We start from the raw sequence: 24748 nt of genomic DNA on the forward strand, positions 1-24748 counted from the left end.
ATGCGAGGTAGTGCCGTGCGCGCGGTCTGTGGAATCACCGCAGGAGCGAGCCCCCGGCTGCCTGTGTGGGGGTACGCGACACGCCCGACCTCGTGTGCACACGAGGGTGTGGGTGCGGGGCAGCGGCTCTCTTGCCCCAACCGATGGATCCCTAATTTCAGAACAGCCAAGGTTGCTCGTGCGAGCAGTCTTCAGACAACGAGAAAGCCGGTAGATGCCAACCATCAATCAGCTGGTCCGCAAGGGCCGCCGCGACAAGGCCGCCAAGGTCAAGACCGCGGCCCTCAAGGGCAGCCCGCAGCGCCGCGGTGTGTGCACTCGCGTGTACACCACCACCCCGAAGAAGCCGAACTCGGCGCTCCGGAAGGTCGCCCGCGTGCGTCTGACCAGCTCCGTCGAGGTCACCGCCTACATCCCGGGTGAGGGTCACAACCTGCAGGAGCACTCGATGGTGCTCGTGCGTGGTGGTCGTGTGAAGGACCTCCCCGGTGTCCGCTACAAGATCATCCGCGGTTCGCTCGACACCCAGGGTGTCAAGAACCGCAAGCAGGCGCGCAGCCGCTACGGCGCGAAGAAGGAGAAGGGCTGATGCCACGTAAGGGTCCCGCTCCGAAGCGTCCCCTGATCGCCGACCCGGTCTACGGGTCGCCGCTCGTCACCCAGCTGGTCAACAAGATCCTGCTGGACGGCAAGAAGTCCACCGCCGAGCGCATCGTCTACGAGGCACTCGAGCGCGCGCGCGAGAAGACCGGCACCGATCCGGTCGTCACCCTCAAGCGCGCTCTGGACAACGTCAAGCCTGCCCTCGAGGTGCGCAGCCGCCGTGTCGGTGGCGCCACCTACCAGGTGCCGGTCGAGGTTCGTCCCGGTCGTTCGACCACCCTCGCCCTGCGGTGGCTGGTCACCTTCTCGCGTCAGCGTCGTGAGAAGACCATGGTCGAGCGCCTCGCGAACGAGCTCCTCGACGCCAGCAACGGTCTGGGTGCGTCCGTGAAGCGTCGCGAGGACACCCACAAGATGGCCGAGGCCAACAAGGCGTTCGCGCACTACCGCTGGTGAGTCGATGCCGGTCGGGAGGAACCGGTATTCCCGAAATCCTCCCGGCCGGCCGTTCGCACAACTGTGTCGGTCCCTGAAGGCCGGCTGAACATCCGAGAACACTGGTCCGCACCCTAGGACCGACACGAGCTACGAGCGGGGTTACCTGTGGCACAGGAAGTGCTGACCGACCTGAACAAGGTCCGCAACATCGGCATCATGGCGCACATCGATGCCGGCAAGACCACGACGACCGAGCGCATCCTCTTCTACACCGGTGTGAACTACAAGATCGGTGAGACCCACGACGGTGCCTCGACCACCGACTGGATGGAGCAGGAGAAGGAGCGGGGTATCACCATCACCTCCGCCGCCGTGACCTGCTTCTGGAACAAGAACCAGATCAACATCATCGACACCCCCGGCCACGTCGACTTCACGGTCGAGGTCGAGCGGTCGCTGCGCGTCCTCGACGGCGCGGTCGCCGTGTTCGACGGCAAGGAGGGCGTCGAGCCGCAGTCCGAGCAGGTCTGGCGGCAGGCCGCCAAGTACGACGTTCCGCGCATCTGCTTCGTCAACAAGATGGACAAGATGGGCGCGGACTTCTACTTCACGGTCCAGACCATCATCGACCGCCTCGGCGCCAAGCCGCTGGTCCTGCAGCTCCCGATCGGCGCGGAGGACGCGTTCGACGGCGTCGTCGACCTGGTCGAGATGAAGGCCATCACCTGGCGTGGCACCGTCGAGATCGGCGCCGAGCCGACGATCGAGGAGATCCCCGCGGAGCTGGCCGACAAGGTCGCCGAGTACCGCGAGAAGCTGCTCGAGACGGTCGCCGAGAGCGACGAAGAGCTCATGGAGAAGTACTTCGGTGGCGAGGAACTCACCGTCGCCGAGATCAAGGGCGCCATCCGGAAGCTGACCGTCGCCTCCGAGCTGTACCCGGTGCTGTGCGGTTCCGCGTTCAAGAACAAGGGCATCCAGCCCATGCTCGACGCGGTCATCGACTACCTGCCGAACCCGCTCGACATCGGCGAGGTCGAGGGCCACAAGCTCGGCGACGAGGAAGAGACCCTCACCCGCAAGCCGAGCAAGGAAGAGCCCTTCTCCGCGCTGGCGTTCAAGATCGCCGCGCACCCGTTCTTCGGCAAGCTGACCTTCGTGCGCGTCTACTCCGGCCGCATCGAGCCGGGTGCCCAGGTGCTCAACGCCACCAAGGGCAAGAAGGAGCGCATCGGCAAGCTGTTCCAGATGCACGCCAACAAGGAGAACCCGGTCGACGAGGCGGTGGCCGGCCACATCTACGCGATGATCGGCCTGAAGGACACCACGACCGGTGACACCCTGTGCGCGCAGGACGCCCCGATCGTGCTCGAGTCCATGACCTTCCCGGATCCGGTCATCCAGGTCTCCATCGAGCCGAAGACCAAGTCCGACCAGGAGAAGCTGGGCACCGCGATCCAGAAGCTGGCCGAGGAGGATCCCACCTTCTCCGTCGAGCTGGACGAGGAGACCGGCCAGACCGTCATCGGCGGCATGGGCGAGCTCCACCTCGACATCCTCGTCGACCGGATGCGTCGTGAGTTCAAGGTCGAGGCCAACGTCGGCAAGCCGCAGGTGGCGTACCGCGAGACCATCACCAAGAAGGTCGAGAAGCTCGAGTTCACGCACAAGAAGCAGACCGGTGGTTCCGGCCAGTTCGCGAAGGTCATCATCGCCCTCGAGCCCTTCGTGGGCGAGGACGGCGCGACCTACGAGTTCGAGAACAAGGTCACCGGCGGCCGCGTGCCCCGCGAGTACATCCCCTCGGTCGACGCCGGTGCGCAGGACGCGATGCAGTACGGCGTGCTCGCCGGGTACCCGCTGGTGAACGTCAAGGTCACCCTGCTCGACGGCGCGTACCACGACGTCGACTCGTCGGAAATGGCGTTCAAGATCGCCGGTTCGCAGGCCCTGAAGGAGGCCGCGCGCAAGGCTGCGCCGGTCATCCTCGAGCCGCTCATGGCTGTCGAGGTCACCACCCCCGAGGACTACATGGGTGAAGTGATCGGCGACCTCAACTCCCGCCGTGGCCAGATTCAGGCCATGGAGGAACGCAGTGGTGCCCGTGTCGTGAAGGCGCTGGTTCCGCTCTCGGAGATGTTCGGTTACATCGGTGACCTGCGGTCGAAGACCCAGGGTCGCGCGAACTTCTCCATGGTGTTCGATTCCTACGCTGAGGTTCCCGCGAACGTCTCGAAGGAAATCATCGCCAAGGCGACCGGCGAGTAACCTCGGTTCCGACCCGGTCGGCTGCACGACCAAGTAAGTAACAACCGCACTGCTGCATACTGCAAGCAACAACAGTCCAGGAGGACCCTCAAGTGGCGAAGGCGAAGTTCGAGCGGACCAAGCCGCACGTGAACATCGGCACCATCGGTCACGTCGACCACGGCAAGACCACTCTGACGGCGGCGATCACCAAGGTGCTGGCCGACAAGTACCCCGAGCTGAACCAGAGCTTCGCGTTCGACCAGATCGACAAGGCTCCGGAGGAGAAGGCTCGTGGTATCACGATCAACATCTCCCACGTCGAGTACCAGACCGAGAAGCGCCACTACGCGCACGTCGACGCTCCGGGTCACGCCGACTACATCAAGAACATGATCACCGGTGCGGCTCAGATGGACGGTGCGATCCTGGTCGTGGCCGCCACCGACGGCCCGATGCCGCAGACGCGTGAGCACGTGCTGCTCGCCCGTCAGGTCGGCGTGCCCTACATCCTCGTCGCGCTCAACAAGTCCGACATGGTCGACGACGAGGAAATCCTCGAGCTCGTCGAGATGGAGGTCCGTGAGCTCCTCGCTGCGCAGGACTTCGACGAGGAGGCTCCTGTCGTCAAGGTTTCGGCCCTGAAGGCACTCGAGGGTGACCCGAAGTGGACCGAGAGCATCCTCGAGCTCATGAGCGCCGTCGACGAGTCGATCCCGGACCCGGTCCGTGAGACCGAGAAGCCGTTCCTCATGCCCGTCGAGGACGTCTTCACCATCACCGGTCGTGGCACGGTCGTCACCGGCCGCATCGAGCGCGGTGTCATCAACGTGAACGAGGAAGTCGAGATCGTCGGTATCAAGCCGACCTCGACCAAGACCACGGTCACGGGCATCGAGATGTTCCGCAAGCTGCTCGACCAGGGCCAGGCCGGCGACAACGTCGGTCTGCTGGTCCGCGGCATCAAGCGCGAGGACGTCGAGCGTGGCCAGGTCGTCGTGAAGCCGGGCACCACCACCCCGCACACGGAGTTCGAGGGCCAGGCCTACATCCTCAACAAGGAGGAGGGTGGCCGCCACACCCCGTTCTTCAACAACTACCGTCCGCAGTTCTACTTCCGTACCACGGACGTGACGGGCGTTGTGACCCTCCCCGAGGGCACCGAGATGGTCATGCCGGGCGACAACACCGAGATGTCCGTCAAGCTGATCCAGCCGGTCGCCATGGACGAGGGCCTGCGCTTCGCGATCCGCGAGGGTGGCCGCACCGTCGGCGCCGGTCGCGTCACGAAGATCATCAAGTGAGCTAGTTCTCGCTGACGTCGAACGGCGTCCACCCTTCGGGGTGGGCGCCGTTCGGCGTTTCCGTCGCCGGGGAACGAGCGAATGTATCGTTCATCTCCGTACGCCGACGAAATGCCACGTTCGCTCGGCGGCCTACCCCTGTCCGCCGGATTCGGGGTGGGCCGGATCCAGGTGCAGCAGTACCTGCGTCGCCACGCGGGCCCCGCCCAGCGCCCGGGCGGCCCGCTCGGCGGTCTCCTCGGCGCGGGCGGTGAAGTCGGCGACGTCGATGTTCGGGTCCGCGTACACCGTGACCGACAGGGTCGGCAGATGGCGTTCCACCACGGCCCGGCTGCGCGTGGCCCGCACACCGGGCAGGGCCGCGAGCTCACCGGCGACGCCGTCGGCCACCGGTCCGAGCTCCACGGCCAGGGTGGCCTCGGTGACCTCGTCGTAGAGCTGCACCCGCGACGTCCGGCGCCGGGAGAAGTTGACCGCCAGGAGCACGATCCCGATCGTCACCCCCACCGCGACGGCGGTCCACAACGCGCCCTCCCACCAGGACTGGTCCGGGATGTCGATGATGCGCGGCCGGTCCAGGCGGGCCAGCCATTCCCGGGCGAAGCGCACCTGCCACACCCAGGCCAGTGCGAAGGCCCCGGCGCCGAGGAGCGCGGCGCCCACGGCGAACGTGAGCATCCGGTTGACCAGGACGGTGCGCAGCTTCATCGCGCCGTCCTCGGCCGGTGCACCTGCACCACGAGAGCGATCGGCTCCGCGAGCAGAGCCAGATTCGGCGCCACCGCACCCCGGACCGCGGCGACCAGATCGGCGGTCGACTCCTCACCCGAGCCCACGACGCTGACGAGCGCGCGACGGCGATCGACGACGGTGCGGGCCGCGTACACACTGGGCAGTGTGGACGCGTGCGCGCTGCACATCCGGGCCAGGTCGGTCCGGCGCATCCACACCGTCGGGACCGGACCGGACACCTGCAGGGGCACGTGGGTGCGGCGCCGCGGCTTGACCGCCACCACTACGAGCACGACCCCCAGCAGCACGAGGACCGCAGCGACGGGTGCGATCCAGCTCTGCCAGTGCAGCCGGCCGAACCACTCGAAGGAGTTCCGCAGCCACGGCGCGCCCGCGTAGGTGCCGCGGACGATGAGCAGTTCCCGGGCGGCGGCGAACGCGAGCGCCAGAGCGCCCACGGCGATGAGCGCGGCCGCCGGGGCCGCGGCCGGGTGGGCCAGGGGCGGCAGCGGCGAAACGACCGGTACGGGGGCCCGGTACTCCGTCCGGGCGACGATGTCGGCCTCGGTGTACTCGACCGGCACCGCCGGCTCGCTGCGCTCGGCCGGCCCGGCGACGGACGTGGCCGCGACGAGCACGTTGAGTTCGTGCACCGGCAGGCCGGTCAGCTCGTGGAGCTGCCGGTCCACCGCGTCGTGCACACGCCGGGTCAGGGCCGCGGCGTCGTAGGGCCATTCCGCGGCGATGTACAGGTTGATCGCGACGGCGCCGCCGCCGGTGGTGACGTCGGCGCGGGGCAGGTCCCGCCCGGTGAACAGGCTCAGGCCACCGCGTTGACGAACCACACCGGGCACCTGGAGGGCGGCGGCCGCGGCGATCCGTTCGACGGCGCGGTCCTTGATGACCAGTTGGCCGCGGTGCCCGACGGGGTCGACCGTCTCGGTGGCGACCGCGTCGGCGCCGGCCTGGGCCGGCAGGGTCCTCGGGCCGGTGGGCGTGGGGTCAGCCACGGCCCCGGCTCCGCAGCAGAGCGCCCAGGTCGAGAAGCCCGTCCCGGTGGGCGCCGATCGCCATGCCGAGGGCGCCGAGCAGGATGCCGAACAGCAGGCCGCTGAAGCCCCCGAGGATGCCCGCGAGGGCCAGCAGCAGTCCCGCGAGGAGTCCGACGGCGGTGTTGCTGACAGGGGTGTGGTTCACTGGGTCACCTCACTGGTCGGGTGCTCGCCGTCGGGTGACGGGATCCGTATGTCTTCGATGGTCACATCCACGGGGACGCCCAGCAGCGGCTCGAGCCGGGCGCGGACGGCGGCCGCCACGGCGTACAGGTCGGCCGGGTACTCGACGACGATGTGCACCGCGCACGTGTCGGAGCCGAGGCGGATCCCGGTGACGCGCCGGCCCGGCAGATAGGTCGCGACCTCGCCGAACGCTCCGCCGTGGAGGTCGGCGACGCCGGGCACGGTCCGGGCGGCGGCCGCGGCGAGTTCTGCGGGCTCGGCGGGGGTGGTCATTGGACGCGGGGTTTCAGGTCGTCGGCGACACCGGTGGTCTCGTCGAACAGCACGACGTCGAAGACGGTGATATTGACCTCGGTGACCTCGAGGCCGGTCATCCGTTCGACGGCCGCGATCACGTTGTGGCGGATCGCGACGGCGAGTTCGTGCAGGGCCACGCCGTATTCGGCGACGATGCCGATGTCGATCGCGGCCTGTTTCTCCCCGACTTCCACCGCGACGCCCTGCCCGTGGTTGATCCGCGCGCCGGGAATGCGGTCCCGCAGGGCCCCGACCACGCGTGCGGTGCCCGCGCCGACGTCGTAGACGCCGCTGATCTCGCGGGTCGCGATTCCGGCGATCTTCGCCACGACCGCGTCGGCGATGATGGTGCGCCCCTGGGTGTCGACCGGTCCCGGCGCGATTCCGTTGCCGAACTGCACGCGGCTGACGCCTGCGCCGCTGTCGCTGGTCATGGGGGCTCCTCGTCGGCCTGCCGGATGAAGGTCTGTCCCCTCCGACTGTAGTAACTCCAGGCCGCCCCGGGTGCGGGGCACGCGGCTCGCATGAACGGCGCCCTGTCCGGAGGTCCCTGTATTTGGTAAAACAGTTGCACGGATTACGGTGGCGTGGGTCACTGCTGGCGGAGAGGGTGGAGCGGGTGGGTGAGACGGGAACACAGCGGATCGTCGTGGTCGGGGCGGGGCTGGCGGGGGTGCGTGCCGCAGAGGAACTGCGCCACGGTGGATTCGACGGCGAGCTCGTCCTGATCGGCGACGAGCCGCATCTGCCCTACGACCGGCCCCCGCTGTCGAAGGACGTCGTCCGTGGCGGGACCGACGACACCACCCTGCGGCCGCGGGAGTTCTTCGACGACCAGCGCATCGAGCTGCGCCTGGGTGTGCGGGTGCAGGCGCTGGACGCGGCGGCCCGCACCGTCGCGCTGTCCGACGGGCAGAGCGTCGGGTTCGACGAGTTGATCGTCGCGACCGGGTTGCGGCCGAGGCGGTTGCCCGGCACGGCCGGGCTCGCCGGGGTGCACGTGCTGCGCTCCGTGGACGACAGCCGGGCCCTGCGCGCGGCGGTCGTCCCGGGCGGGCGGGCGCTGATCGTCGGCGCCGGGTTCATCGGCTGCGAGGTCGCGGCGAGCCTGCGGGCGCGGGGCATGGACGTGGTGCTGGTCGAGCCGCAGCCGACGCCGCTGGCGTCGGTGCTCGGCGAGCGGGTCGGCGCGCTGGTGGCCCGGTTGCACACCGACGAAGGTGTCGACGTGCGGGCCGGCGTGGGGGTGCGCGCCCTGCGCGGCGACGGGCGGGTCACCGGCGCGGTCCTGAGCGACGGCACCGACCTCGACGTGGACCTGGTGGTGGTGGGGATCGGCTCGGTGCCGGTCACCGACTGGCTCGACGGTTCGGGGGTGCGGGTGGACAACGGTGTGGTGTGCGACGGCGTGGGCCGCACCTCGGCCCCGCACGTGTGGGCGGTCGGGGACGTCGCGGCCTGGGAGGTCTCGGACGGTCGGTGCGCGCGTCTCGAGCACTGGACGAACGCGGGGGAGCAGGCGAAGGTGCTCGCCGGCGCGCTGCTCGGGTCCACCGTCGCCGACGCCGCGCGGGTGCCGTACTTCTGGAGCGACCAGTACGACGTGAAGATCCAGGCCCTCGGTGCGGTCCGCGCCGACGACACCGTGCACGTGGTGCGTGACGACGGCCGCAAGTTCCTCGCCTACTACGAGCGCGACGGTCGTCTCACCGGTGTGGTCGGCGCGGGACTGGCCGGGCCGGTGATGAAAATGCGAGGCAAGATCGCCGAGGGCGCGCCGATCACGGAGATCCTCGCGCCCACGTCCTAGCCGCCGGGACGGCGAGCGCTAGATTCGTGTGGTGATCGTTGCGCTCATCGACTCGGGTCTCGGCCTCCTGCCGACGTCTGCATGGCTGCGCCGATTGCGTCCCGAACTGGATCTGATGCTCTCGATGGACCCGGACGGCGCCCCGTGGGGACCGAAGCCCGGGGACTGGGTGATCGAGCGGGTCGTGAGCACCGCGGAGCGGGCCGTGACCCGGGGCGCCGAGGTGGTCGTGCTGCCGTGCAACACGGCGTCCGTGACCGCGCTCGAGCACGTGCGCGAGACGCTCGGTGACGAGATCCCGGTGATCGGAACGGTGCCGGCGATCAAGCCGGCCGCCGCGGCGTGCGAATCGGTGGCGATCTGGGCCACCGCCGCGACCACCGCCAGCCGCTACCAGGCCGATCTGGTCGCCCGGTTCGCCGGGGACCGCGACGTGGTGGGGGTGGCCTGCCACGGGCTCGCCGATGCCATCGACCGCGGCGACACGACCGCCGCGGCCGCGGCGATCGCGGCTGCGGCGCAGCGGACCCCGCCCGACGTGGGTGGCGTCGTCCTCGGCTGTACCCACTACCCGCTGGTGGCCGACACCATCGCCGCGCACCTGCCGCCCGGTGTGCGCCTGTTCGACAGCGCCGAGGCGGTGGCGGCCCAGACCCTGCGCCGCATCGACGCCCTCGGCCGGCCGTGGGCGGGCAGCGGGCGGGTCGAGGTGTTCCTCAGCGGGAGGCCGGGCGAGCTGCCCCCCGGCGCCCTCAGCTTCCCGGCGGGCCGGCAGCTCGTCGACGGCATCGGCGACCCGACCGCCGGTCTGCCCGGCGACGAGGCTCCCCGGGCCGAGACGCGCTGATCCGCCGCCCTGCTCAGCCCATCCCGGTCATGCCCGCGGCGACGAGCCGCGCGATGCCGCCGAGTTCGTCGGGGGAAGGCCCGTCGAGGCCGAACAGCCGGTCGACCGTGGCGGCGGAGAACATCGCCGACACCCACGTCGTCGCGCAGGTGCGCAGGGTGCCCGGCTGTATCGGGCCGGGCACGCTGGCCTGCAGCACCCGCATGGTGGCCTCCTGCAGGGACGTCCGCAGCCGGCGCAGCGGGGTGCGCAGGCCCGGATGCGTCTCCGCCTCACGCCAGATCACCCGGAGCAGCGAGGAGTGGTGGGTGCGCAGGTCGAGGGCGGCGTCGAGGTTGACGAGGCTGGCCGCCGGGTCGCCGGGGGAGACGAGGCCGGTGACGTCCTGGATCGGTTCGGCCGGCAGCCGCTCGGCGACGAGCGTCTCGAGGATCGACTCCTTGGTCGGGAAGTAGTAGAAGATCAGTCCCTTGGGCACGTCCGCGGCGGCGGCGATCGCGGTCGTCGAGGTGGCGTCGAAGCCGTGGGCGGCGAAGAGGGTCTCGGCGGCGTCGAGGATGTGGACACGCGCGGCGTTGTCCCGCCGCGCGCGACGGCGCGGCGGTGTCGAGCCCGGGGTGCTCATGGCGCTCACTTCCGGGTGCACCGGCAAGGGTGCGAAGGCGCCGGGTTGTGGGACGGAGGGCGGTGTGGACGGAGGGCGAGGGCCTCGGCTCCCGCCCTCCGCGTGCGGAAGGCCGCTGTCGCGGCCTTCCGCACCGTGATCAGTGGTGCGTGGCCAGTCCGCCGTGTCCGTGCATCCGGGCACTCATCACGGGCAGTGCCGCCACCGCGACGACCACGGTGAGCACGCCCACCACCCAGGCCGTCCAGGATGCACCGCTGTACTCGGTGAAGCCCATGACCCAGGGGGAGAGGAACAGCAGCACGCCGAAGACGCCCATCGCGTAGTCGATCGCGGCCATGGTGGGCCGGACGATCTGCGCCAGTCCGGTCAGCGCGATCAGCACGCCGAGGACGATCAGGGTCCACATCGTCGTGTTGTCGTTGGCGACCCACAGCGGGGAGAGGGCGGTGAAGACGCCCAGGATCACGGCCACGTAGTCCTGTAGCCGGCTGTCGGAGAACATGTCGAGCCTCCTAGTGGGGATTGTGTCCTGACTTCGGTATAGACCTGATCGACCGGTCGGTCAATGGTGTGGGGGATTGCACTGCGGTAACGCTCCGGTGCAGTTGGGAGGGGTTTTTTGCGGATCGGTGACAGAGGGGGGAATGATCTCCGCGGCGCGGGTGTTCCACTAGATCGTTGCCTTGGCCAACGAACTGTCGGCCTTCCCGCACGAGTTCTCAGGAGGTCCGATGCCGGAGCCGACGCCGGGCCGCACCCTGCCACGCCGTTGCGGTTTCGCGGCGGTGGGCACGGCCAGCTTTCTACTCACCGCGTCCTCGTCCGCCCCCTCCCCGCTCTATCCGCTGTACCAGCAGCAGTGGGGTTTCTCCGCGGGAATGCTGACCGCCGTCTTCGCCGTCTACGCGCTTGCCCTGCTCGCCACGCTGCTGACGATCGGCTCGATCTCCGATCACGTCGGCCGCCGGCCGGTCCTGATCGGGGCGCTGCTGCTGCTCGTGGTGAGCATGGGCGTGTTCGTCCTCGCCGACGACGTGGGCTGGCTCGTGCTGGCCCGCGTGCTGCAGGGTCTCGCGGTCGGCGCGGCGACCGGCGCCGTCAGCGCCGCCGTGATCGATCTGCAACCGAACCCGCGCCTCGGATCCTTCGTCAACAGCGTGGCGCCGTCGCTCGGGCTCGCCCTCGGCGCCGCGGGGGCGGGCCTGCTCGTGCAGTTCGCGCCCCTTCCCACCGTCCTCGTCTATGCCCTCGTCGTCGTGATCGCGCTGGCGCTGGCCCTCGTGCTCGTCTTCGTCCCCGACCGGGCACCCGCGCCGGGCTTCGCGTCCCGCCGGGCCGCGCTGCGCAGCCTGCTGCCGAGCGCGTCGGTGCCGGCGGACGTGCGGGGCCCTTACCTGGTGATCCTGCCCGGTCTGCTGTCGGCGTGGTCGCTCGGCGGCCTCTACATGTCCCTCGGCCCGTCGATCGTGGCCACGGTCTTCGGTATCGGCAACCGCCTCGTCGCGGGGCTGGCGATCTTCACGCTCTTCGCCTCCGGTTCGGTTGCCGCGACGGTGCTGCGCGGCTCCGACCCGCGGCGCGTCGTCGTCGCGGGGACCGCGATCCTCGCCACCGGCGTCGGCGTCGTCGTGACCGCCGTGCTCGGTGGCTGGGCCGTCGCGTACTTCGCCGGTACCGCCGTCGCGGGCTTCGGCTGGGGGGCGGCGTTCCTGGGCGCGATGAACGTCATCGGCGCCCTGGCGGCGCCGCACGAGCGCGGGCGCCTGTTCGCCACCACGTTCGTCGTCTGCTACCTCGCGTTCTCCGTGCCCGCGGTGCTCGCGGGCCTGGCGACGGGCGCGTTCGGGCTGACCGCGACGACGCTGGGCTACGGCTGTGCCGTGATCGTGCTCGCCCTCGGGGCCGGGGCGGGCGTGGCGCTGCGCGGCCCGCGGCAGCCGGTCGCACAACTCGCGGAGGTACCGGTTCTCGTCCGCTGAGGCGGGGATTGCCGGCGCGTACACGCAGGGGCCCTCCGTCCGGACGAGCCGGACGGAGGGCCCCTGCGCCGTCTCAGAAGACGATCTTGACCGTGTCCGTCACCGGGTGGGCCTGGCAGCCGAGCACGTAGCCGGCCTCGATGTCCTCGGGGTCGAGGATCTCGCAGTTGTCCATCTCGACCTTGCCCTCGAGGACGGTGCAGGCGCACGAGCCGCACTCGCCCTCCTGGCAGGAGTAGGGCACGTCGATGCCCTTGGCGAGCATGATGTCGACCAGGGTCTGGGAGCGCGGCCACGGGATCGTGTGGGTCTCGCCGTCGAGCTCGACCTCCACGGTCGCGGCGTCGGCCGCCTCCTCGTCGCTCACCTCGACGGGGGTGTGGTCGGCGAACGGGTCTCCCGCGAGGGAGTTGAACACCTCCGCGTGCACCTGGGAGCGCGGCATGCCTGCGGCCTGCAGCGCCCGGTGCACGGCGTCCATGAACGGACCGGGTCCGCACATGAACGCCTCGTGGCTCGTGTACGGGGTCACCAGGGTGGCGAGCTGGTCGGCGGACGGCAGGCCCTGCACGGACTCGAGCCAGTGCACGACGGTGAGCCGGGTGGGGTACTTCTCCGCCAGCGCCCGCAGCTCGTCCGCGAAGATGATCGACGCCTCGTCGCGGTTGGCGTAGACCAGCACGACCGTGCCCGAGCCCTGGGTCAGTGCCGACTTGAGGATCGAGATGACGGGAGTGATCCCGCTGCCGGCGCCGAACAGCAGGAAGTCGTGGTCGAGGGACTTCGGGGTGAACACTCCCGACGGCGGCAGGACCTCGAGTCGGTCGCCGGCGGAGATCCGGTCGCACAGCCAGTTGGACCCGTAACCGTCGACGGTCCGCTTGACCGTGACCTTGGGGGCGTCGTCGGTGTACGGGGAGCTGGCCAGCGAGTAACAGCGGGCCACGGAGCCGGTCTGCTCGCTCGGGATGCGCAGGGTCAGGAACTGTCCGGGCTTGTACGCGAACTTGTCCTGGAACTCGGCCGGCACGTCGAAGACGATCGAGCGCGAGTCCGGCGTCTCCTCGATGACTGCGGAGACGGTCAGGATCGCGGATCGCGAGCCGTGCGGCACCTCGACTGTCGTCATGGCCAGGTCGGTCCTTCCGTGGAGCGGGCGAAGCAATCTAGAACGCGTTCTAGTTTCAGGGTATCAGCAAGACGACGCTACCGGGACGGGGTGCGCCGGGGTCCGGTCGGCTCCCGATCAGCGGGAACCGCACCTGCCCGATCGGGTAGGCCCGCGCGCTCGACCGGACGGCTTCGGTCCCGCGACCGGACGGTTCGGGCTCGAACCCCTTTCCGGGAGCGTGATCGGGCCCGAGAGTGGGGAAGGGAAGAGACGCCGGTCACACCGGCCGCCCCCTTCGAACCACCACTTCCGGCCGACACACCAGGAGAAACGCGATGGCCATCGAACTCAACCAGATCTGGGACTTTCCCATCAAGGAGTTCCACCCCTTCCCCCGGGCGCTGATGGGTGTCGGCGCCCACGACATCATCGGTGTCGAGGCGAAGAACCTGGGCTTCAAGCGCACCCTGCTGATGACGACCGGCCTGCGCGGCTCGGGCATCATCGAGGAGCTCATCGGCAAGATCGAGTACCAGGGTGTCGAGGTCGTCCTGTACGACAAGGTCGAGTCCAACCCCAAGGACTACAACGTCATGGAGGCCGCCGCCCTCTACCAGCAGGAGAAGTGCGACTCCATCATCTCCGTCGGCGGCGGCTCGAGCCACGACGCCGCGAAGGGCGCCCGCGTGGTCATCGCCCACGACGGCCGCAACATCAACGAGTTCGAGGGCTTCGCCAAGTCCACCAACAAGGAGAACCCGCCGCACATCGCCGTCTCCACCACGGCCGGCACCGGCTCGGAGACCTCCTGGGCGTACGTCATCACCGACACCTCGGACATGGAGCACCCGCACAAGTGGGTCGGCTTCGACGAGGCCACGATCGTCACCCTCGCCATCGACGACCCGCTGCTGTACTACACCTGCCCGCAGCACTTCACCGCCTACTGCGGCTTCGACGTCCTCGCCCACGGCTCCGAGCCGTTCGTCTCGCGGCTGGACTTCGCGCCGTCGCTCGGCAACGCCCTGTACTCGATCGAACTCGTCGCCAAGCACCTGCGCGAGGCCACCTTCGAGCCGCGCAACCTCAAGGCGCGCGAGGGCATGATGAACGCCCAGTACATCGCCGCGCAGGCCTTCAACTCGGGCGGCCTGGGCATCGTGCACTCCATCTCGCACGCCGTGTCCGCCTTCTTCGACAGCCACCACGGCCTCAACAACGCCATCGCCCTGCCGCGCGTGTGGGAGTACAACCTGCCCTCGCGCTACGAGCACTACGCCCGCATCGCCACCGCGATGGGCGTCGACACCCGCAACATGACCACCGTCCAGGCCGCGGACGCCGCGGTCGAGGCCGCCATCCGGCTCGCCAAGGACGTCGGGATCCCCGACAACTTCGGTCAGGTGCGCGTCGACTCGTACGAGAAGAACCGCATGAACACCGGCAAGTACGCCGGCCGCGGTGACGTCATCAAGGGCGACGAGAAGACCGTGCGGGCCATCTCCGAGCACATCCAGGGCGACTGGTGCACCCCGGGCAACCCGCGTGAGGTGACGGTCGAGTCGATGATCCCGGTCGTCGACCACTGCATCAACCGGTCCTACTGACCCACCTGCTCGACCGATCCCGTGCCCGGGGCGGGGCAACCCGCCCCGGGCACACCCACCTCCCTCGAGTGCCGACGACACAGGAGCACCGATGACCAGCTTCGCCAGCGGACCGGAACTCGCCGACGCGCTGCGCCGCCACGACTACATCGCCGACGACGAGTTCGCGGTCGTCGTCCACCTCGCCACCGCGCTCCAGCGGCCCCTGCTGCTCGAGGGCCCGGCCGGCGTCGGCAAGACCGAGCTGGCCAAGGCGCTCGCCGCCGCCGGCGGGCGCAGGCTGGTGCGGTTGCAGTGCTACGAGGGCCTCGACGACAGCCGCGCGCTGTACGAGTGGGACTACGCCAAGCAGCTGCTGCACGTGCAGATGCTGCGCGACCGCATCGGCGAGCAGCTCGCCGCGTACCCCGACGTCGCCGAGGCGTCCCGGTTCCTCGCCGCGCAGGACTTCGGCCTGTACTCCGAGAAGTTCCTCGCCGTGCGCCCCCTGCTCGAGGCGATCCTCTCCCCGGAACCGGTGGTGCTCCTCGTCGACGAGGTGGACCGCACCGAGGAGTCCATGGAGGCGCTGTTGCTCGAGGTCCTCGCCGAGGGGCAGGTCACCATTCCCGAGGTGGGCACCTTCACGGCCCGGTCCTCGCCGTGGGTGATCCTGACCTCCAACGACACCCGCGAACTCTCGCCCGCCCTCAAGCGCCGCTGCCTGCACTACCACGTCGGTTATCCCACCCCCGAACGTGAGCGCGAGATCGTCACCGCCCGGGCCCCCGAGGTCGACACGGTGACTGCCGCCGAGGTGGTGGACCTGGCCCGCACCCTCCGGGACCTGCCGTTGCGCAAGAGCCCGTCCATCTCGGAGGTGATCGACGCCGCGCGCGCCGCGACCGTCCTGCGGCGAGGCGGCGGCGACCACACCTCCCTCCGGCAGATCCGCGACATCCTGCTCGCGACGCTCCTCAAGTACACCGGCGACGCCGACCTGGTCCGCGCACGTCTCGACGGGAGTCCGGCCGAGGCCGTCCCGGCCCCGGCCGAACCGGCGGGGGAGCGGCCCGAGCGGGCCACCGTCGCGTCCCGGCCGGCCAACACGACCACCGCGGTGTTCCGGGGGCGCGGCGGTGGCGGCGGCCGCGGCGGCGTCGGCATCGGCGCGCGGCGGTGACGCGATGCCCGTGACGCCGCTGGCGACGATGCGCACCTCGTATCCCCTCGACGTGGTCGCCGCCGTGTTCGGGCGCCTGCTGCGCCGGCACGGGGTGTCGGCCTCGCCCGCCGAGACCATCGAGGTGCGCCGCGTGCTCGGCCTGGTCGGGGCCCGCGACCGCGACGTCCTGCGGGCCTGCCTGCGTGCGGTGTGCGCGAAGTACCCGCACGAGCAGCCCGGCTTCGACCGGGCCTTCGACGCGCTGTTCGCGGCGACGGATGCGGCCGGGGCCGCGGGCGAGAAGTCCACGCCCCGGGCGCAGTTCGCCGAGGCCCTGCCCACCGCGCTCGAACTCGACGACGATCCGGAGATCGCCCGCTACGCCGAATACAACGATCGTGCCGCGGAGGTCGGCGACCACTTCGACACCCCCGAGGCGGACAAGGGTTTCAATCCGCACAAGGACGACGACGATGTCTCCATGACGTCGTCGGACGCCGCCCTGTCCGTGGACACCGGAGCCGACTCGGGGCGGCGCGGGGTCACCTACACCGTCGACGTGGATCGGGCCGGCGCCGCCGCCGTCGGCGAGCTGGCCGCGAATCCCGGGGCCGCCGTGGTCGGCTCGCTGTCCTGGGACGATCCGGAATCCATCCTCGCGTGGCTCGACGCCTACGATCCGCGTCGTGCCTACGGCGACGACGAGGCCGACGAACCGCTCACCGCGGCGCAGCTGAACCGGCTCGTCGAGGCCGTCGAGGCGTTCGTCGCGGCACTGTCCCAGGCCGGACTCGGCGGCCCGCTGCCGGACGGCGAACCCGACGCCCCCGACACCGCCGGTGACGTCGCGTCCCGAGCCGAGATCGAGCTGGCGTGCCACGAGGTGCTGCGGCGGATGCGCGGACCGGCCCGGCCGGTGCCGCGCGAGTTCAGCCGCGGCCGCCTCGACATGCGCCGCACGGCCCGCGCCGGGATGCGCACCGACGGCGTACCGTTCCACCTGATCGTCCGCGCCCCGCGTCCGGACCGGGTCCGGCTGCTGATCCTGGCCGACGTGTCCCTGTCGGTGCGCCCGATCACCGCGTTCACGCTGCGCCTGGCCCAGGCCATGCACGGCCGGGCCCACCGCTGCCGGGTCCTGGCCTTCGTCGACCGGCCCGTCGACGTGACGCGGGAGCTGCTGGCGAGCACCGGTGACGGCGCCCTCGCCGCGGTCCTGGCGCACCCCGGCCTCGACCTCGAGGCGAGCAGCGACTACGGCCGGGTCCTCGACGAGCTGCTCACCGAGCACGCCGGGATCGTCGACTCGCGCACCAGCGTGCTCGTCGTCGGCGACGGCCGCTGCAACGGCCTGCCCTCCCGCGCCGACCGTCTCGCGGACCTGCGCCGTCGCGTGCACCGGCTCGCCTGGGTCACCCCGGAACCGCAGCGCTACTGGGCCCAGGCAACGTGCGCGATGCCCGAGTACGCGCCGGAATGCGATCGCGTCGTCGTCGCCCGGGACGCCGCCCAGTTGCTCTCCCGCGCGGCGGAGCTCGGGCACGCACTGCGTTGAGTGCGCGCCCCGTGCCGGCCGCCTCCGGCCCCGCTCCGGCGGGGGAACGGCCGATGGTTACCATGGACCGGTAAATACCCCCCGGGGTGTGTGTGCGCCGTCCGCCCACGCCACCGCCGGCGGACCGGCCGGCTTACGGGAGAGTGCTCCGGCACATCGGAATCCCGGGCACAGTTGAGGAAGACGACGATGCAGTTCGCGAAGAAGCACTATTCGATCCGTGAGGCCTACTGGATCTTCTACCGGGGCGTTCGATCGATGAAGCACCTGATCGGTGCCAGGAAGCGCGCCGAGCTGAGCCCCGAGTTCGTCGAACGGATCATGCTGGCGGTGACCGAGGTGAACGGCTGCGGCGCCTGCTCCTACGCCCACACGAAGATGGCCCTCGAGGCCGGAATGAGCAGCGCCGAGATCCGGAACATCCTGTCGGGGGTCCTCGACGACGTTCCCGACTCCGAGGTCGCCGCGGTCCTGTTCGCCCAGCACTATGCCGACACCCGGGGCAACCCCACGCCCGAGTCGTGGCACCGTCTCGTGGATGTCTACGGGAAGTCCGCCGCCGAGGGGATACTCGGGGCGGTGCGGGCGATCATGGTCGGCAACGCCCATGGAATCGCATGGACCGCGCTCCGCGGCCGGTTGAAGGGCAATCCGGATCCGCGCAGCAGCGTGGCGTACGAGGTCGTCATGTTGCTGATCGTCCTTGCGTTCCTGCCGATGTCCGTCGTGCACGCCTCGATCTCCGGCGTGCGCCGCGCGCCGATCGTGGAGTTCGCCAGGTAGGCCGGCGGGGGATCAGTGGTCGCGCTTCGTGAGCCGGACCCGGTCGGGGCGGAAGTGCTCGAGGGCCTCGTCGTAGTTCGCCCGTGCGAGCCGCTCCGACGTCCACCCCTGCGAGATCCACCGGTCCACGCCGAGCGGGTACCGGATCTCGACCCGGTGGGTGCCGCGGATCGCCAGGCGGCCCTCCGCGTCCTCCCGCGCCCTGACGTACGCGGCGAATTCACTGCCCAGCACCAGGGTGCGGTTGGGGCGTTCGATGATCGGATCCCCGACCCGCCGATCGGAGTGGAGCGCCCGGTACGCCGAGTCGAGCGCCGCGGTCTCGGTGTCGTGGACGTGCCATGTGACGCCGTCCACCTCGTGCCACCACACGATCCATCGGCCGTCGATGATGCTCTCCCAGGGTTGTTTCCGCCGGTGCGCAGCCCGTTTCCTGCGTATCCGGTCCACCCCTGCGACGTGCATCCTATATGTCCCGTTCCGGCGTGGTACGCGGTGGTGGCATTCACTTCGTATTCACCCCGCGGCCGGCGTCCGGAGGCTCCCGGGCACACTCGGGCGTACCTACCCGATCGGGCAGGTACCGCACCTGCCGTTCGGCCCGGTGCCGCCCCGTCGTGGAGGGGCTAGGCTCGAAGCCACGTAAGCTGGATCACAGCAATCGGGATCGTCAGGAGTGCGTAGTGGCCGTCGCATCGGAGCACACCGCGACGACGCTGGCCAAGTTCCACGCCCCGGAGATCGTGTTCGGGATCGGTTCACTGGTCGAGGCGGCGCACGCGGCGGTGCGGCTCGGCGCGGTCCGGCCCCTGCTGGTCACCGACCCGGGCCTGATCGAGGCCGGCTGGGCCGACGAGCTTCGCGGCCACCTCGTCGAGCAGGGACTCACCCCGATCGTGTGGGGTGACCTCACCCCCAATCCCAAGGACCACGAGGTCACGGCCGGGCACGAGACCTACCGGGCCCACGGTTGCGACGTGCTCGTCGCGCTCGGCGGCGGCTCGGTGATCGACGCCGCCAAGGGCATCGCGGTGCTCGCCGCCAACGGCGGCAGCATCCTCGACTACGAGGGCGTGGACCGGGCGGCGGCCCCGATCCCGCCGATGGTGGTGGTGCCGTCGACCTCGGGCACGGGCGCCGATGTCTCCCAGTTCTGCGTCGTCACCGACACCGTCCGCGGCACCAAGATCACCATCATCGGTCGTTCGCTGGTCCCGGACCTGACCGTGATCGACCCACGGCTGCTCACGACCATGCCGGACGACCTGAACGCCGCCACCGGGCTGGACGCCCTGACCCACGGCGTGGAGGCCTTCGTCTCCCGCGCCCACAACCCGCTCACCGACCACCACGCCCTGCGTGCCGTCGGGCTCGTCACCGACACGCTGGTACGCACGATCGAGGACCCGCAGGAGATGGCGGCCCGGTCGATCATGGCGCAGGCCAGCCTCGAGGCCGGCCTGGCTTTCACCAACGCGATCCTCGGCGCCGCGCACGCGATGAGCCACCAGGTCGGGGGCCTGCTCGACCTGCCGCACGGCGTCATCAACGGGGTGCTGCTCCCGCACGTCATCCGGTTCAACGCCGCGTCCGATCCCGAGCCGTTCGTCGCGATCGCCGCCGCTCTCGGACTCGAGGAGCACCGCGGCCCGGCCGTCGAAGCGGCACTCGCCGTCGCGGACCGGGTCGAACGGCTCGCCCGGGAGGTCGGGGTGCCGCGGGGGCTGCGGGAACTCGGGGTGCAGGCGACCGACCTCGAACGCCTGGCCGCCGGCGCGCTGCGCGACGCGTGCATGTCCACCAACCCGCGCGAGGCCACCCACGAGCAGATGGTGGCGCTGTTCCGGGCGGCGCTGTGACCGGGGCGGGCGGTGCCCGGTGACCGCGCCCGACCTGTCCCGGCTGACCGGCCTGCGCTCCGGCAAGCCCACGTTCTATCCCCAGTACCGCGGGGCTGCCGAACGCCTCGAGCGGGTCGTGCATGCGCTCGAGCTGATCTCGCGTGCCCTGGTGCGCACCGTCGAGGGCCCCGAGACCCTGATCTGCGCCGTGGCGGAGGCGGCACGCGCCCACCTGAGCGCCCGATGGGTGGTCTTCGCCCTCACCGACGGCACCCTGCCCGACGCGGGGCCGCGCCGCCTGGTCCTCGGCCCCGACGCCACCCCGTTCCTCGTCGACAACGTCGAGGGACCGCCCCTGCCGGACGACGTCGTGCGCTGCCTCGAGGACATCCGGTCGGGGTCGATCGGCCGGGACGCGGCCGTCGACACCCATCACGCGTTCGTGCCCATCGTCCTCGGCGGCGGAGTGGCCGGCGCGATCGCCGCGTGGACCCCGGAGCACCGCACGCTCGACGGCACCGATCACGCCGTGCTGTCGATCCTCGCCAGCCAGACCGCGGTGGCGCTGCAGAATTCCGCGCTCTATCAGCGGGGCCAGTTGTTGCTCGAGCGCGCGGAGCAGGCCTACCAGGAGGCGAACCGGGCGGCGGCGGACCTGCAGGCCCGTAACGCCGAACTCGAGGCCACGCTCCGGCAGTTGGAGCTGACCCAACGGCAGCTGGGCGCCGCCCACCGGCACCAGGCGCTCGACGAGGAACGCCACCGCATCGCGCGGGAGCTGCACGACAGCGTCACCCAGGCCGTGCTGTCCGCCGGCATGCAGATCGAGGTGTGCCGCAGCGACATTCCCGACACCGAGCGCGGCGAGCGCCTCGACCTGGCGAAGGAGCTCACGCGCCGCGCGGTCGAGCAGCTGCGGTCGGCGATCTACGCGCTCAACCACCCGTCCGACTCGGATCGCACGTCGCTGCCCGAGATGCTCGAGCAGCTCTGCGTCGCGCACACGCCGGGCGAACTCGACATCACGGTCCGGGTGGGCGGCACGCCGGTCGAACTGCCGGGCGAGGCCGAACACTCGCTGCTGCGCATTGCGGGGGAGGCGCTGTTCAACGCCGCGGTGCACGCCAACGCCCGGCGCGTGGTGCTGCGGCTGACCTACCGGCCCGACTCGGTGCTGTTGGCGGTCGCCGACGACGGCAACGGGGACCCGGCCCGGATGCGGCTGATGCTGCGCCTGGCCGCGGACAACGACTGGGACGGCCGGCATCGCGGTCTGGCCAACATGCAGGCCCGCGCACACGAGCTCGGCGGCACTCTCGAGGTGCGCCGCGCCCGCCTCGGCGGGGTACGGGTGGCGGTGCGCATCCCGGTGCCCGAACCGGCCGTCGATGCGGAGCGGGGCGCCGACGAGGCGACCGGAAACAACGGGAACAGTGCGGCGTCGGCACACGCGGCGCGGACAGGAGCACAGCGATGAACGTGGCAACCCCTCCCGGGACGGTGAACCGCACGGTCCGCATCGTTCTCGTCGACGACCACGCGATCCTGCGCCAAGGGCTGCGCTCGATTCTCGAACGGGAGCCGGACCTGGCGGTGGTGGGCGAGGCGTCGCACGAGGCCGAGGCGGTCGCGCTGGTGGACCGGGTCCGGCCCGACATCGTGCTGATGGACCTGAAGCTCTCGGCCGGCTCCGACTACGAGGGGCTGGCGTTGTGCGGGCAGCTGTCGGCGGCCCGCCCCGGCCTCGGGTTGCTGGTGCTCACCACGTTCCTCGATGAGCAGCTGGTCGTGCGGGCCGTGCACGCCGGGGCGCGCGGCTACGTCGTCAAGGACGTCGACACCACCGAACTCGTGCGCGCCATCCGCGCGGTGTCGCGCGGCGAGAGCGCCTTCGACTCGCGCAGTGCCGCGGCGGTGGTGCGGTCCCTCAACGGGCAGACCACGCCGCAGGAACAGCTCACCGATCGCGAGCTCGAGGTGCTGCGTCTGCTGGCCGCGGGCCTGTCGAACTCGAAGATCGGTGAGCGCCTTTTCATTTCGGGCACCACCGTGAAGTTCCACGTGAGCAACATCATGCGCAAGCTCGGGGTGAGCCGTCGCGCCGAGGCCGTGTACGCCGCCAGCAAGCGCGGGCTCATCTGACCGGTCCCTTCCGGGCGTGCCGGCGCACGGGCAGCGCGGGCGGGCGTGGACGCAGCGTGCGGTGCCCTGCCCGGACGAGTCCGCGGCCTGCACCGGTGATCGGTGCAGGCCGCGGGTCGGGGCGAGTGGTCAGCTGCTGCCGAAGATCGGCGGGGTGCTGGGAACGGTGACGACGGGCGAGGCCTCCTGGACGATGTAGGCAGTGACGGGCAGGGGTGCCAGGTGTGGCAACCCCGCCGGGAGCACGCGGCGTGGGGTGCGGTGACTCGGTTCAGTCGAGGACTGCGGTGGCTTCGACCTCGACGAGGTGCTCGGGAGAGGACAGTGCTGCGACACCGATCAGCGTGCCCGGCGCTACGGGGGTGACGCCCAGCTTCGCGGCTGCCCGGGCGACGCCGTCGACGAACCCACTCATCTTGTCCGGAGTCCAGTCGACGACGTAGACGGTCAGCTTCGTCACGTCGGCGAAGGTGGCACCGACCGCGGCCAGGGCAGCTCCGACGTTGAGGTAGCTCTGCTCGACCTGGGTGGCGAGGTCGCCTGCGCCGATCGTGTTGCCGTCGGCGTCCCAGGCGACCTGCCCGGCGACGAAGACCAGCTTCGAGCCGGTGGCGACGGATACCTGGCGGTAGGCGTCGATCTTCGGCAGTTCGTTCGGGTTCACCAGGGTGATGGACATGCTGCCCACTTTCTCTCGGTCACTTGTGGTTACTCGGTAACCGTAGGAGAGTGTTGCCTGACGTGGAAGAACGCACTTTTCAGTAACTGGGGAACTCGATGGTGACCAAGCAGCTCAGCGGCCTGCCAGAAGATGCGGACCTGACGCGAGCAGACTCGCTGGCGCGGGAGATCTTCTCCGACGTCGCCAACAAGTGGGCGCTGTTGATCATCGAAACGATCGGTGACGGCACCCTGCGCTTCAGCGAGTTGCGCAAGGGCATCGACGGCATCAGCCACAAGATGCTCACCCAGAACCTGCGCATGATGGAGCGCAACGGCCTGGTCGAGCGGACGGTGTATCCCACGGTGCCGCCGCGGGTCGAGTACTGCCTCACCGAGCCGGGTCGGGCGCTCCGTGCGACGGTCGACGGCATGTGCGACTGGACGCAGCGATACCTCCGCGACATCGAAGAATCCCGCCGGCGCTTCGACGCCTGACCCGCCCGCGGGGGTGGCCCCGACCGTTGCGTCGGGCGGGGGGTGGGAAGCCCGGTGCGTAGTTCAGCAGGTCCCGGTGACGGCCACCCCGTCGAACCGCTCGCCGAGGAACTCGAACGCGTCCGGCAGGCCGAGCACCGCCGCCGACATGTGGTCGGGGCTCGGTGTCTCGACACGGCGTACCGGCGCACCCGCGGCGCAGTAGCGGTCGAGCGTGGCGTCGATGGCGCCCACCGGGATGAGTGCGTCGGTGGGGCTGTGCCATTCGAACACCGGCACGGTCGGCACGCCCGGATACAGCTCGAGGCTGTTCTCCTCCGCGACGGCGACCGCGTCGGCGTCGTCGGCCAGGCGGGCGTTGGTGCTCACCTGCCGCAGGCTGCCCCCGGCGCCGCGCGCGAGGATGTCGTTGGTGCAGGCATTGGCCAGCGCGTCACGCATCTCCACGCCCGCCGGGGTCAGGTCGGCGCTGATCCGCATCCGTTCGGGATACTCGCGTTCCAGACCCAGCGCGGCGGCGAACGCGAGACCGAAGGCGGGGTGCGGGTTCTCGCCGAGAGCCTCGGCCATCTTGCGGATGTTCATCGGCACGCCGCCCATCGCCGCACCTACCAGGTTCAGCTCGGGGGCGTAGGTCGGGGCCAGCGCCGCGGCCCACCCGGTGGCCATCCCACCGCCGGAGTAGCCGGCCAGCGCGACAGGGCTGTGGGCGAGCTGCAGTTCGGGGACCCGCTGCACGGCGCGGATGCCGTCGAGGGTGATCTGCCCGCCGAGGCGCGCCGCGCCGTAGGCGCTGTTCGGCCCGAGATGGTCCGGGATCGCGACCGTCCAGCCCCGCCGGAGCACGAGGTTGAGGGCGGGGGCTTCCCGGACGGCGAGGTTCGGGTCGCTCGCCCACAGCGTCTGCGACGGTGCGCAGTGCGTGCCGAGGGCGTTGATGACGTGCTGGAACGACAGCAGCGGGCCGTCCGGGGCCTTGCCGACGGGGGCGAGGACCGTCGTCACCGCGGGGATCGGGTGACCGGCCGAATCCGTCGACCGGAAACGCACCTGCCACGCCTCGACGTCGACGATGCCCGGCGGCGCGGGCACGCGCCGCACCTCGAGCGCATCGCCGGCGGGGGCGACGGCGATGTCGGCGGCCGCGCGGTAGAACGGGTCGGCCGGTGGCGCCGGGTAGACCGGTGCGGCCACGGCGGTTCCGGCACCGGCGACCGCGGCGCACGCCGCCACCGCGCCCGCCACCGCATTGCGGATTCCCCGACCGAGCCGTCCGGCCACGTC

The 24748-nt window shown here is 70.6% G+C and carries 26 protein-coding genes; 15 read left to right on the forward strand and 11 right to left on the reverse strand.

Translation table 11 applies throughout. The annotated features are described in order from the left end of the window. Nucleotides 1–214 precede the first annotated feature (214 nt). The 4 genes from rpsL to tuf all read left to right on the forward strand — a co-directional run bounded on the left by rpsL (nt 215) and on the right by tuf (nt 4592). Complete coding sequence (rpsL, locus tag OCS65_RS09980; RefSeq protein ID WP_003937662.1) at nt 215–589, forward strand: 30S ribosomal protein S12; 375 nt, start codon at nt 215–217, stop codon at nt 587–589. After that, nucleotides 589–1059, forward strand: coding sequence for a 30S ribosomal protein S7 (gene rpsG / locus OCS65_RS09985; RefSeq protein ID WP_003937663.1), 471 nt, complete (start codon nt 589–591; stop codon nt 1057–1059). Before rpsL ends, rpsG begins: the two co-directional genes overlap by 1 nt. A 147-nt stretch (nt 1060–1206) precedes the next feature. Further along, complete coding sequence (gene fusA, locus OCS65_RS09990; RefSeq protein WP_043800567.1) at nt 1207–3309, forward strand: elongation factor G; 2103 nt, start codon at nt 1207–1209, stop codon at nt 3307–3309. Nucleotides 3310–3401: 92 nt separating this feature from the next. Continuing rightward, nucleotides 3402–4592, forward strand: coding sequence for an elongation factor Tu (gene tuf, locus OCS65_RS09995; RefSeq protein WP_006936215.1), 1191 nt, complete (start codon nt 3402–3404; stop codon nt 4590–4592). Nucleotides 4593–4724: 132 nt separating this feature from the next. Here tuf and OCS65_RS10000 read toward each other — a convergent pair whose 3' ends face one another. Genes OCS65_RS10000 through OCS65_RS10020 form a run of 5 tightly spaced genes read right to left on the reverse strand, consistent with a single transcriptional unit; the run spans nt 4725 to nt 7293 of the window. After that, a complete protein-coding gene (locus OCS65_RS10000) occupies nt 4725–5300 on the reverse strand; it encodes an Asp23/Gls24 family envelope stress response protein (RefSeq protein ID WP_050035582.1) in 576 nt (191 codons plus the stop codon). Further along, nucleotides 5297–6334 (reverse strand): DUF6286 domain-containing Asp23/Gls24 family envelope stress response protein, encoded by a 1038-nt coding sequence (locus OCS65_RS10005; protein ID WP_050035581.1) that lies wholly within the window; start codon nt 6332–6334, stop codon nt 5297–5299. The genes OCS65_RS10000 and OCS65_RS10005 overlap by 4 nt, the downstream gene beginning before the upstream one ends. Further along, nucleotides 6327–6521: a hypothetical protein gene (locus tag OCS65_RS10010; protein WP_003937668.1), complete on the reverse strand. Its 195-nt coding sequence runs from the start codon at nt 6519–6521 to the stop codon at nt 6327–6329. The genes OCS65_RS10005 and OCS65_RS10010 overlap by 8 nt, the downstream gene beginning before the upstream one ends. Beyond that, nucleotides 6518–6835, reverse strand: a complete 318-nt coding sequence (locus OCS65_RS10015; RefSeq protein WP_029545019.1) for a hypothetical protein — start codon at nt 6833–6835, stop codon at nt 6518–6520. The genes OCS65_RS10010 and OCS65_RS10015 overlap by 4 nt, the downstream gene beginning before the upstream one ends. Beyond that, nucleotides 6832–7293 carry an Asp23/Gls24 family envelope stress response protein gene (locus tag OCS65_RS10020; protein WP_006936221.1) on the reverse strand — a complete coding sequence of 154 codons (462 nt, stop codon included), beginning with the start codon at nt 7291–7293 and terminating at the stop codon, nt 6832–6834. The genes OCS65_RS10015 and OCS65_RS10020 overlap by 4 nt, the downstream gene beginning before the upstream one ends. Nucleotides 7294–7478: 185 nt before the next feature. On the opposite strand from OCS65_RS10020, the gene OCS65_RS10025 reads away from it, so the two are divergent. After that, nucleotides 7479–8669 (forward strand): NAD(P)/FAD-dependent oxidoreductase, encoded by a 1191-nt coding sequence (locus OCS65_RS10025; RefSeq protein ID WP_102800598.1) that lies wholly within the window; start codon nt 7479–7481, stop codon nt 8667–8669. A 31-nt stretch (nt 8670–8700) separates the two neighbouring features. Continuing rightward, nucleotides 8701–9516 carry a glutamate racemase gene (locus OCS65_RS10030; RefSeq protein WP_029545015.1) on the forward strand — a complete coding sequence of 272 codons (816 nt, stop codon included), beginning with the start codon at nt 8701–8703 and terminating at the stop codon, nt 9514–9516. Between the two features lie 13 nt (nt 9517–9529). Here OCS65_RS10030 and OCS65_RS10035 read toward each other — a convergent pair whose 3' ends face one another. Together OCS65_RS10035 and OCS65_RS10040 are read right to left on the reverse strand one after the other, a co-directional pair. Then, entirely contained in the window at nt 9530–10141 is a 612-nt protein-coding gene (locus tag OCS65_RS10035; RefSeq protein ID WP_029545013.1) for a TetR/AcrR family transcriptional regulator, read from the reverse strand. A 139-nt stretch (nt 10142–10280) separates the two neighbouring features. Then, complete coding sequence (locus OCS65_RS10040; protein ID WP_006939196.1) at nt 10281–10646, reverse strand: SPW repeat domain-containing protein; 366 nt, start codon at nt 10644–10646, stop codon at nt 10281–10283. Nucleotides 10647–10875: 229 nt separating this feature from the next. Here OCS65_RS10040 and OCS65_RS10045 point away from each other — a divergent pair, with 229 nt between their 5' ends. After that, nucleotides 10876–12123, forward strand: a complete 1248-nt coding sequence (locus OCS65_RS10045) for an MFS transporter (RefSeq protein WP_050036404.1) — start codon at nt 10876–10878, stop codon at nt 12121–12123. Nucleotides 12124–12196: 73 nt separating this feature from the next. Here OCS65_RS10045 and OCS65_RS10050 read toward each other — a convergent pair whose 3' ends face one another. Then, nucleotides 12197–13252: a ferredoxin--NADP reductase gene (locus OCS65_RS10050; RefSeq protein ID WP_006932856.1), complete on the reverse strand. Its 1056-nt coding sequence runs from the start codon at nt 13250–13252 to the stop codon at nt 12197–12199. 317 nt (nt 13253–13569) lie between these two features. Between OCS65_RS10050 and mdo the strand changes: the two genes are divergently transcribed. The 4 genes from mdo to OCS65_RS10070 all read left to right on the forward strand — a co-directional run bounded on the left by mdo (nt 13570) and on the right by OCS65_RS10070 (nt 18323). Next, nucleotides 13570–14841: an NDMA-dependent methanol dehydrogenase gene (gene mdo / locus OCS65_RS10055; protein ID WP_006932857.1), complete on the forward strand. Its 1272-nt coding sequence runs from the start codon at nt 13570–13572 to the stop codon at nt 14839–14841. Between the two features lie 91 nt (nt 14842–14932). Further along, entirely contained in the window at nt 14933–16003 is a 1071-nt protein-coding gene (locus OCS65_RS10060; protein ID WP_043800560.1) for a MadB family AAA-type ATPase, read from the forward strand. Between the two features lie 4 nt (nt 16004–16007). Then, nucleotides 16008–17540 carry a MadC family VWA domain-containing protein gene (gene madC / locus OCS65_RS10065; protein WP_029545007.1) on the forward strand — a complete coding sequence of 511 codons (1533 nt, stop codon included), beginning with the start codon at nt 16008–16010 and terminating at the stop codon, nt 17538–17540. Between the two features lie 189 nt (nt 17541–17729). Beyond that, entirely contained in the window at nt 17730–18323 is a 594-nt protein-coding gene (locus tag OCS65_RS10070) for a carboxymuconolactone decarboxylase family protein (RefSeq protein WP_006932864.1), read from the forward strand. 12 nt (nt 18324–18335) lie between these two features. Here the strand turns inward: OCS65_RS10070 and OCS65_RS10075 are convergent, their stop codons facing one another. Beyond that, on the reverse strand, nt 18336–18680 hold the full coding sequence (locus OCS65_RS10075) for a hypothetical protein (protein WP_235431082.1): 345 nt from the start codon (nt 18678–18680) through the stop codon (nt 18336–18338). 326 nt (nt 18681–19006) lie between these two features. Between OCS65_RS10075 and OCS65_RS10080 the strand changes: the two genes are divergently transcribed. From OCS65_RS10080 to OCS65_RS10090, 3 genes are read left to right on the forward strand one after another with little or no spacing between them, the layout of a single operon-like run. Beyond that, complete coding sequence (locus tag OCS65_RS10080; RefSeq protein ID WP_006932868.1) at nt 19007–20182, forward strand: iron-containing alcohol dehydrogenase; 1176 nt, start codon at nt 19007–19009, stop codon at nt 20180–20182. 19 nt (nt 20183–20201) lie between these two features. Further along, nucleotides 20202–21641 (forward strand): MadS family sensor histidine kinase, encoded by a 1440-nt coding sequence (locus OCS65_RS10085; protein ID WP_006932869.1) that lies wholly within the window; start codon nt 20202–20204, stop codon nt 21639–21641. After that, nucleotides 21638–22306 (forward strand): MadR family response regulator transcription factor, encoded by a 669-nt coding sequence (locus OCS65_RS10090; protein WP_006932871.1) that lies wholly within the window; start codon nt 21638–21640, stop codon nt 22304–22306. The genes OCS65_RS10085 and OCS65_RS10090 overlap by 4 nt, the downstream gene beginning before the upstream one ends. A 271-nt stretch (nt 22307–22577) precedes the next feature. Here OCS65_RS10090 and OCS65_RS10095 read toward each other — a convergent pair whose 3' ends face one another. After that, nucleotides 22578–22985 carry a RidA family protein gene (locus tag OCS65_RS10095; protein WP_029545001.1) on the reverse strand — a complete coding sequence of 136 codons (408 nt, stop codon included), beginning with the start codon at nt 22983–22985 and terminating at the stop codon, nt 22578–22580. A 98-nt stretch (nt 22986–23083) separates the two neighbouring features. On the opposite strand from OCS65_RS10095, the gene OCS65_RS10100 reads away from it, so the two are divergent. Next, nucleotides 23084–23464, forward strand: a complete 381-nt coding sequence (locus OCS65_RS10100) for a winged helix-turn-helix transcriptional regulator (protein WP_006932876.1) — start codon at nt 23084–23086, stop codon at nt 23462–23464. A 63-nt stretch (nt 23465–23527) separates the two neighbouring features. Here the strand turns inward: OCS65_RS10100 and OCS65_RS10105 are convergent, their stop codons facing one another. Beyond that, nucleotides 23528–24745: a lipase family protein gene (locus OCS65_RS10105; RefSeq protein WP_231772636.1), complete on the reverse strand. Its 1218-nt coding sequence runs from the start codon at nt 24743–24745 to the stop codon at nt 23528–23530. Between the last annotated feature and the right edge of the window lie 3 nt (nt 24746–24748).

It is taken from the genome of Rhodococcus aetherivorans (assembly GCF_025722975.1).
Taxonomy (GTDB): Bacteria; Actinomycetota; Actinomycetes; order Mycobacteriales; family Mycobacteriaceae; genus Rhodococcus; species Rhodococcus aetherivorans.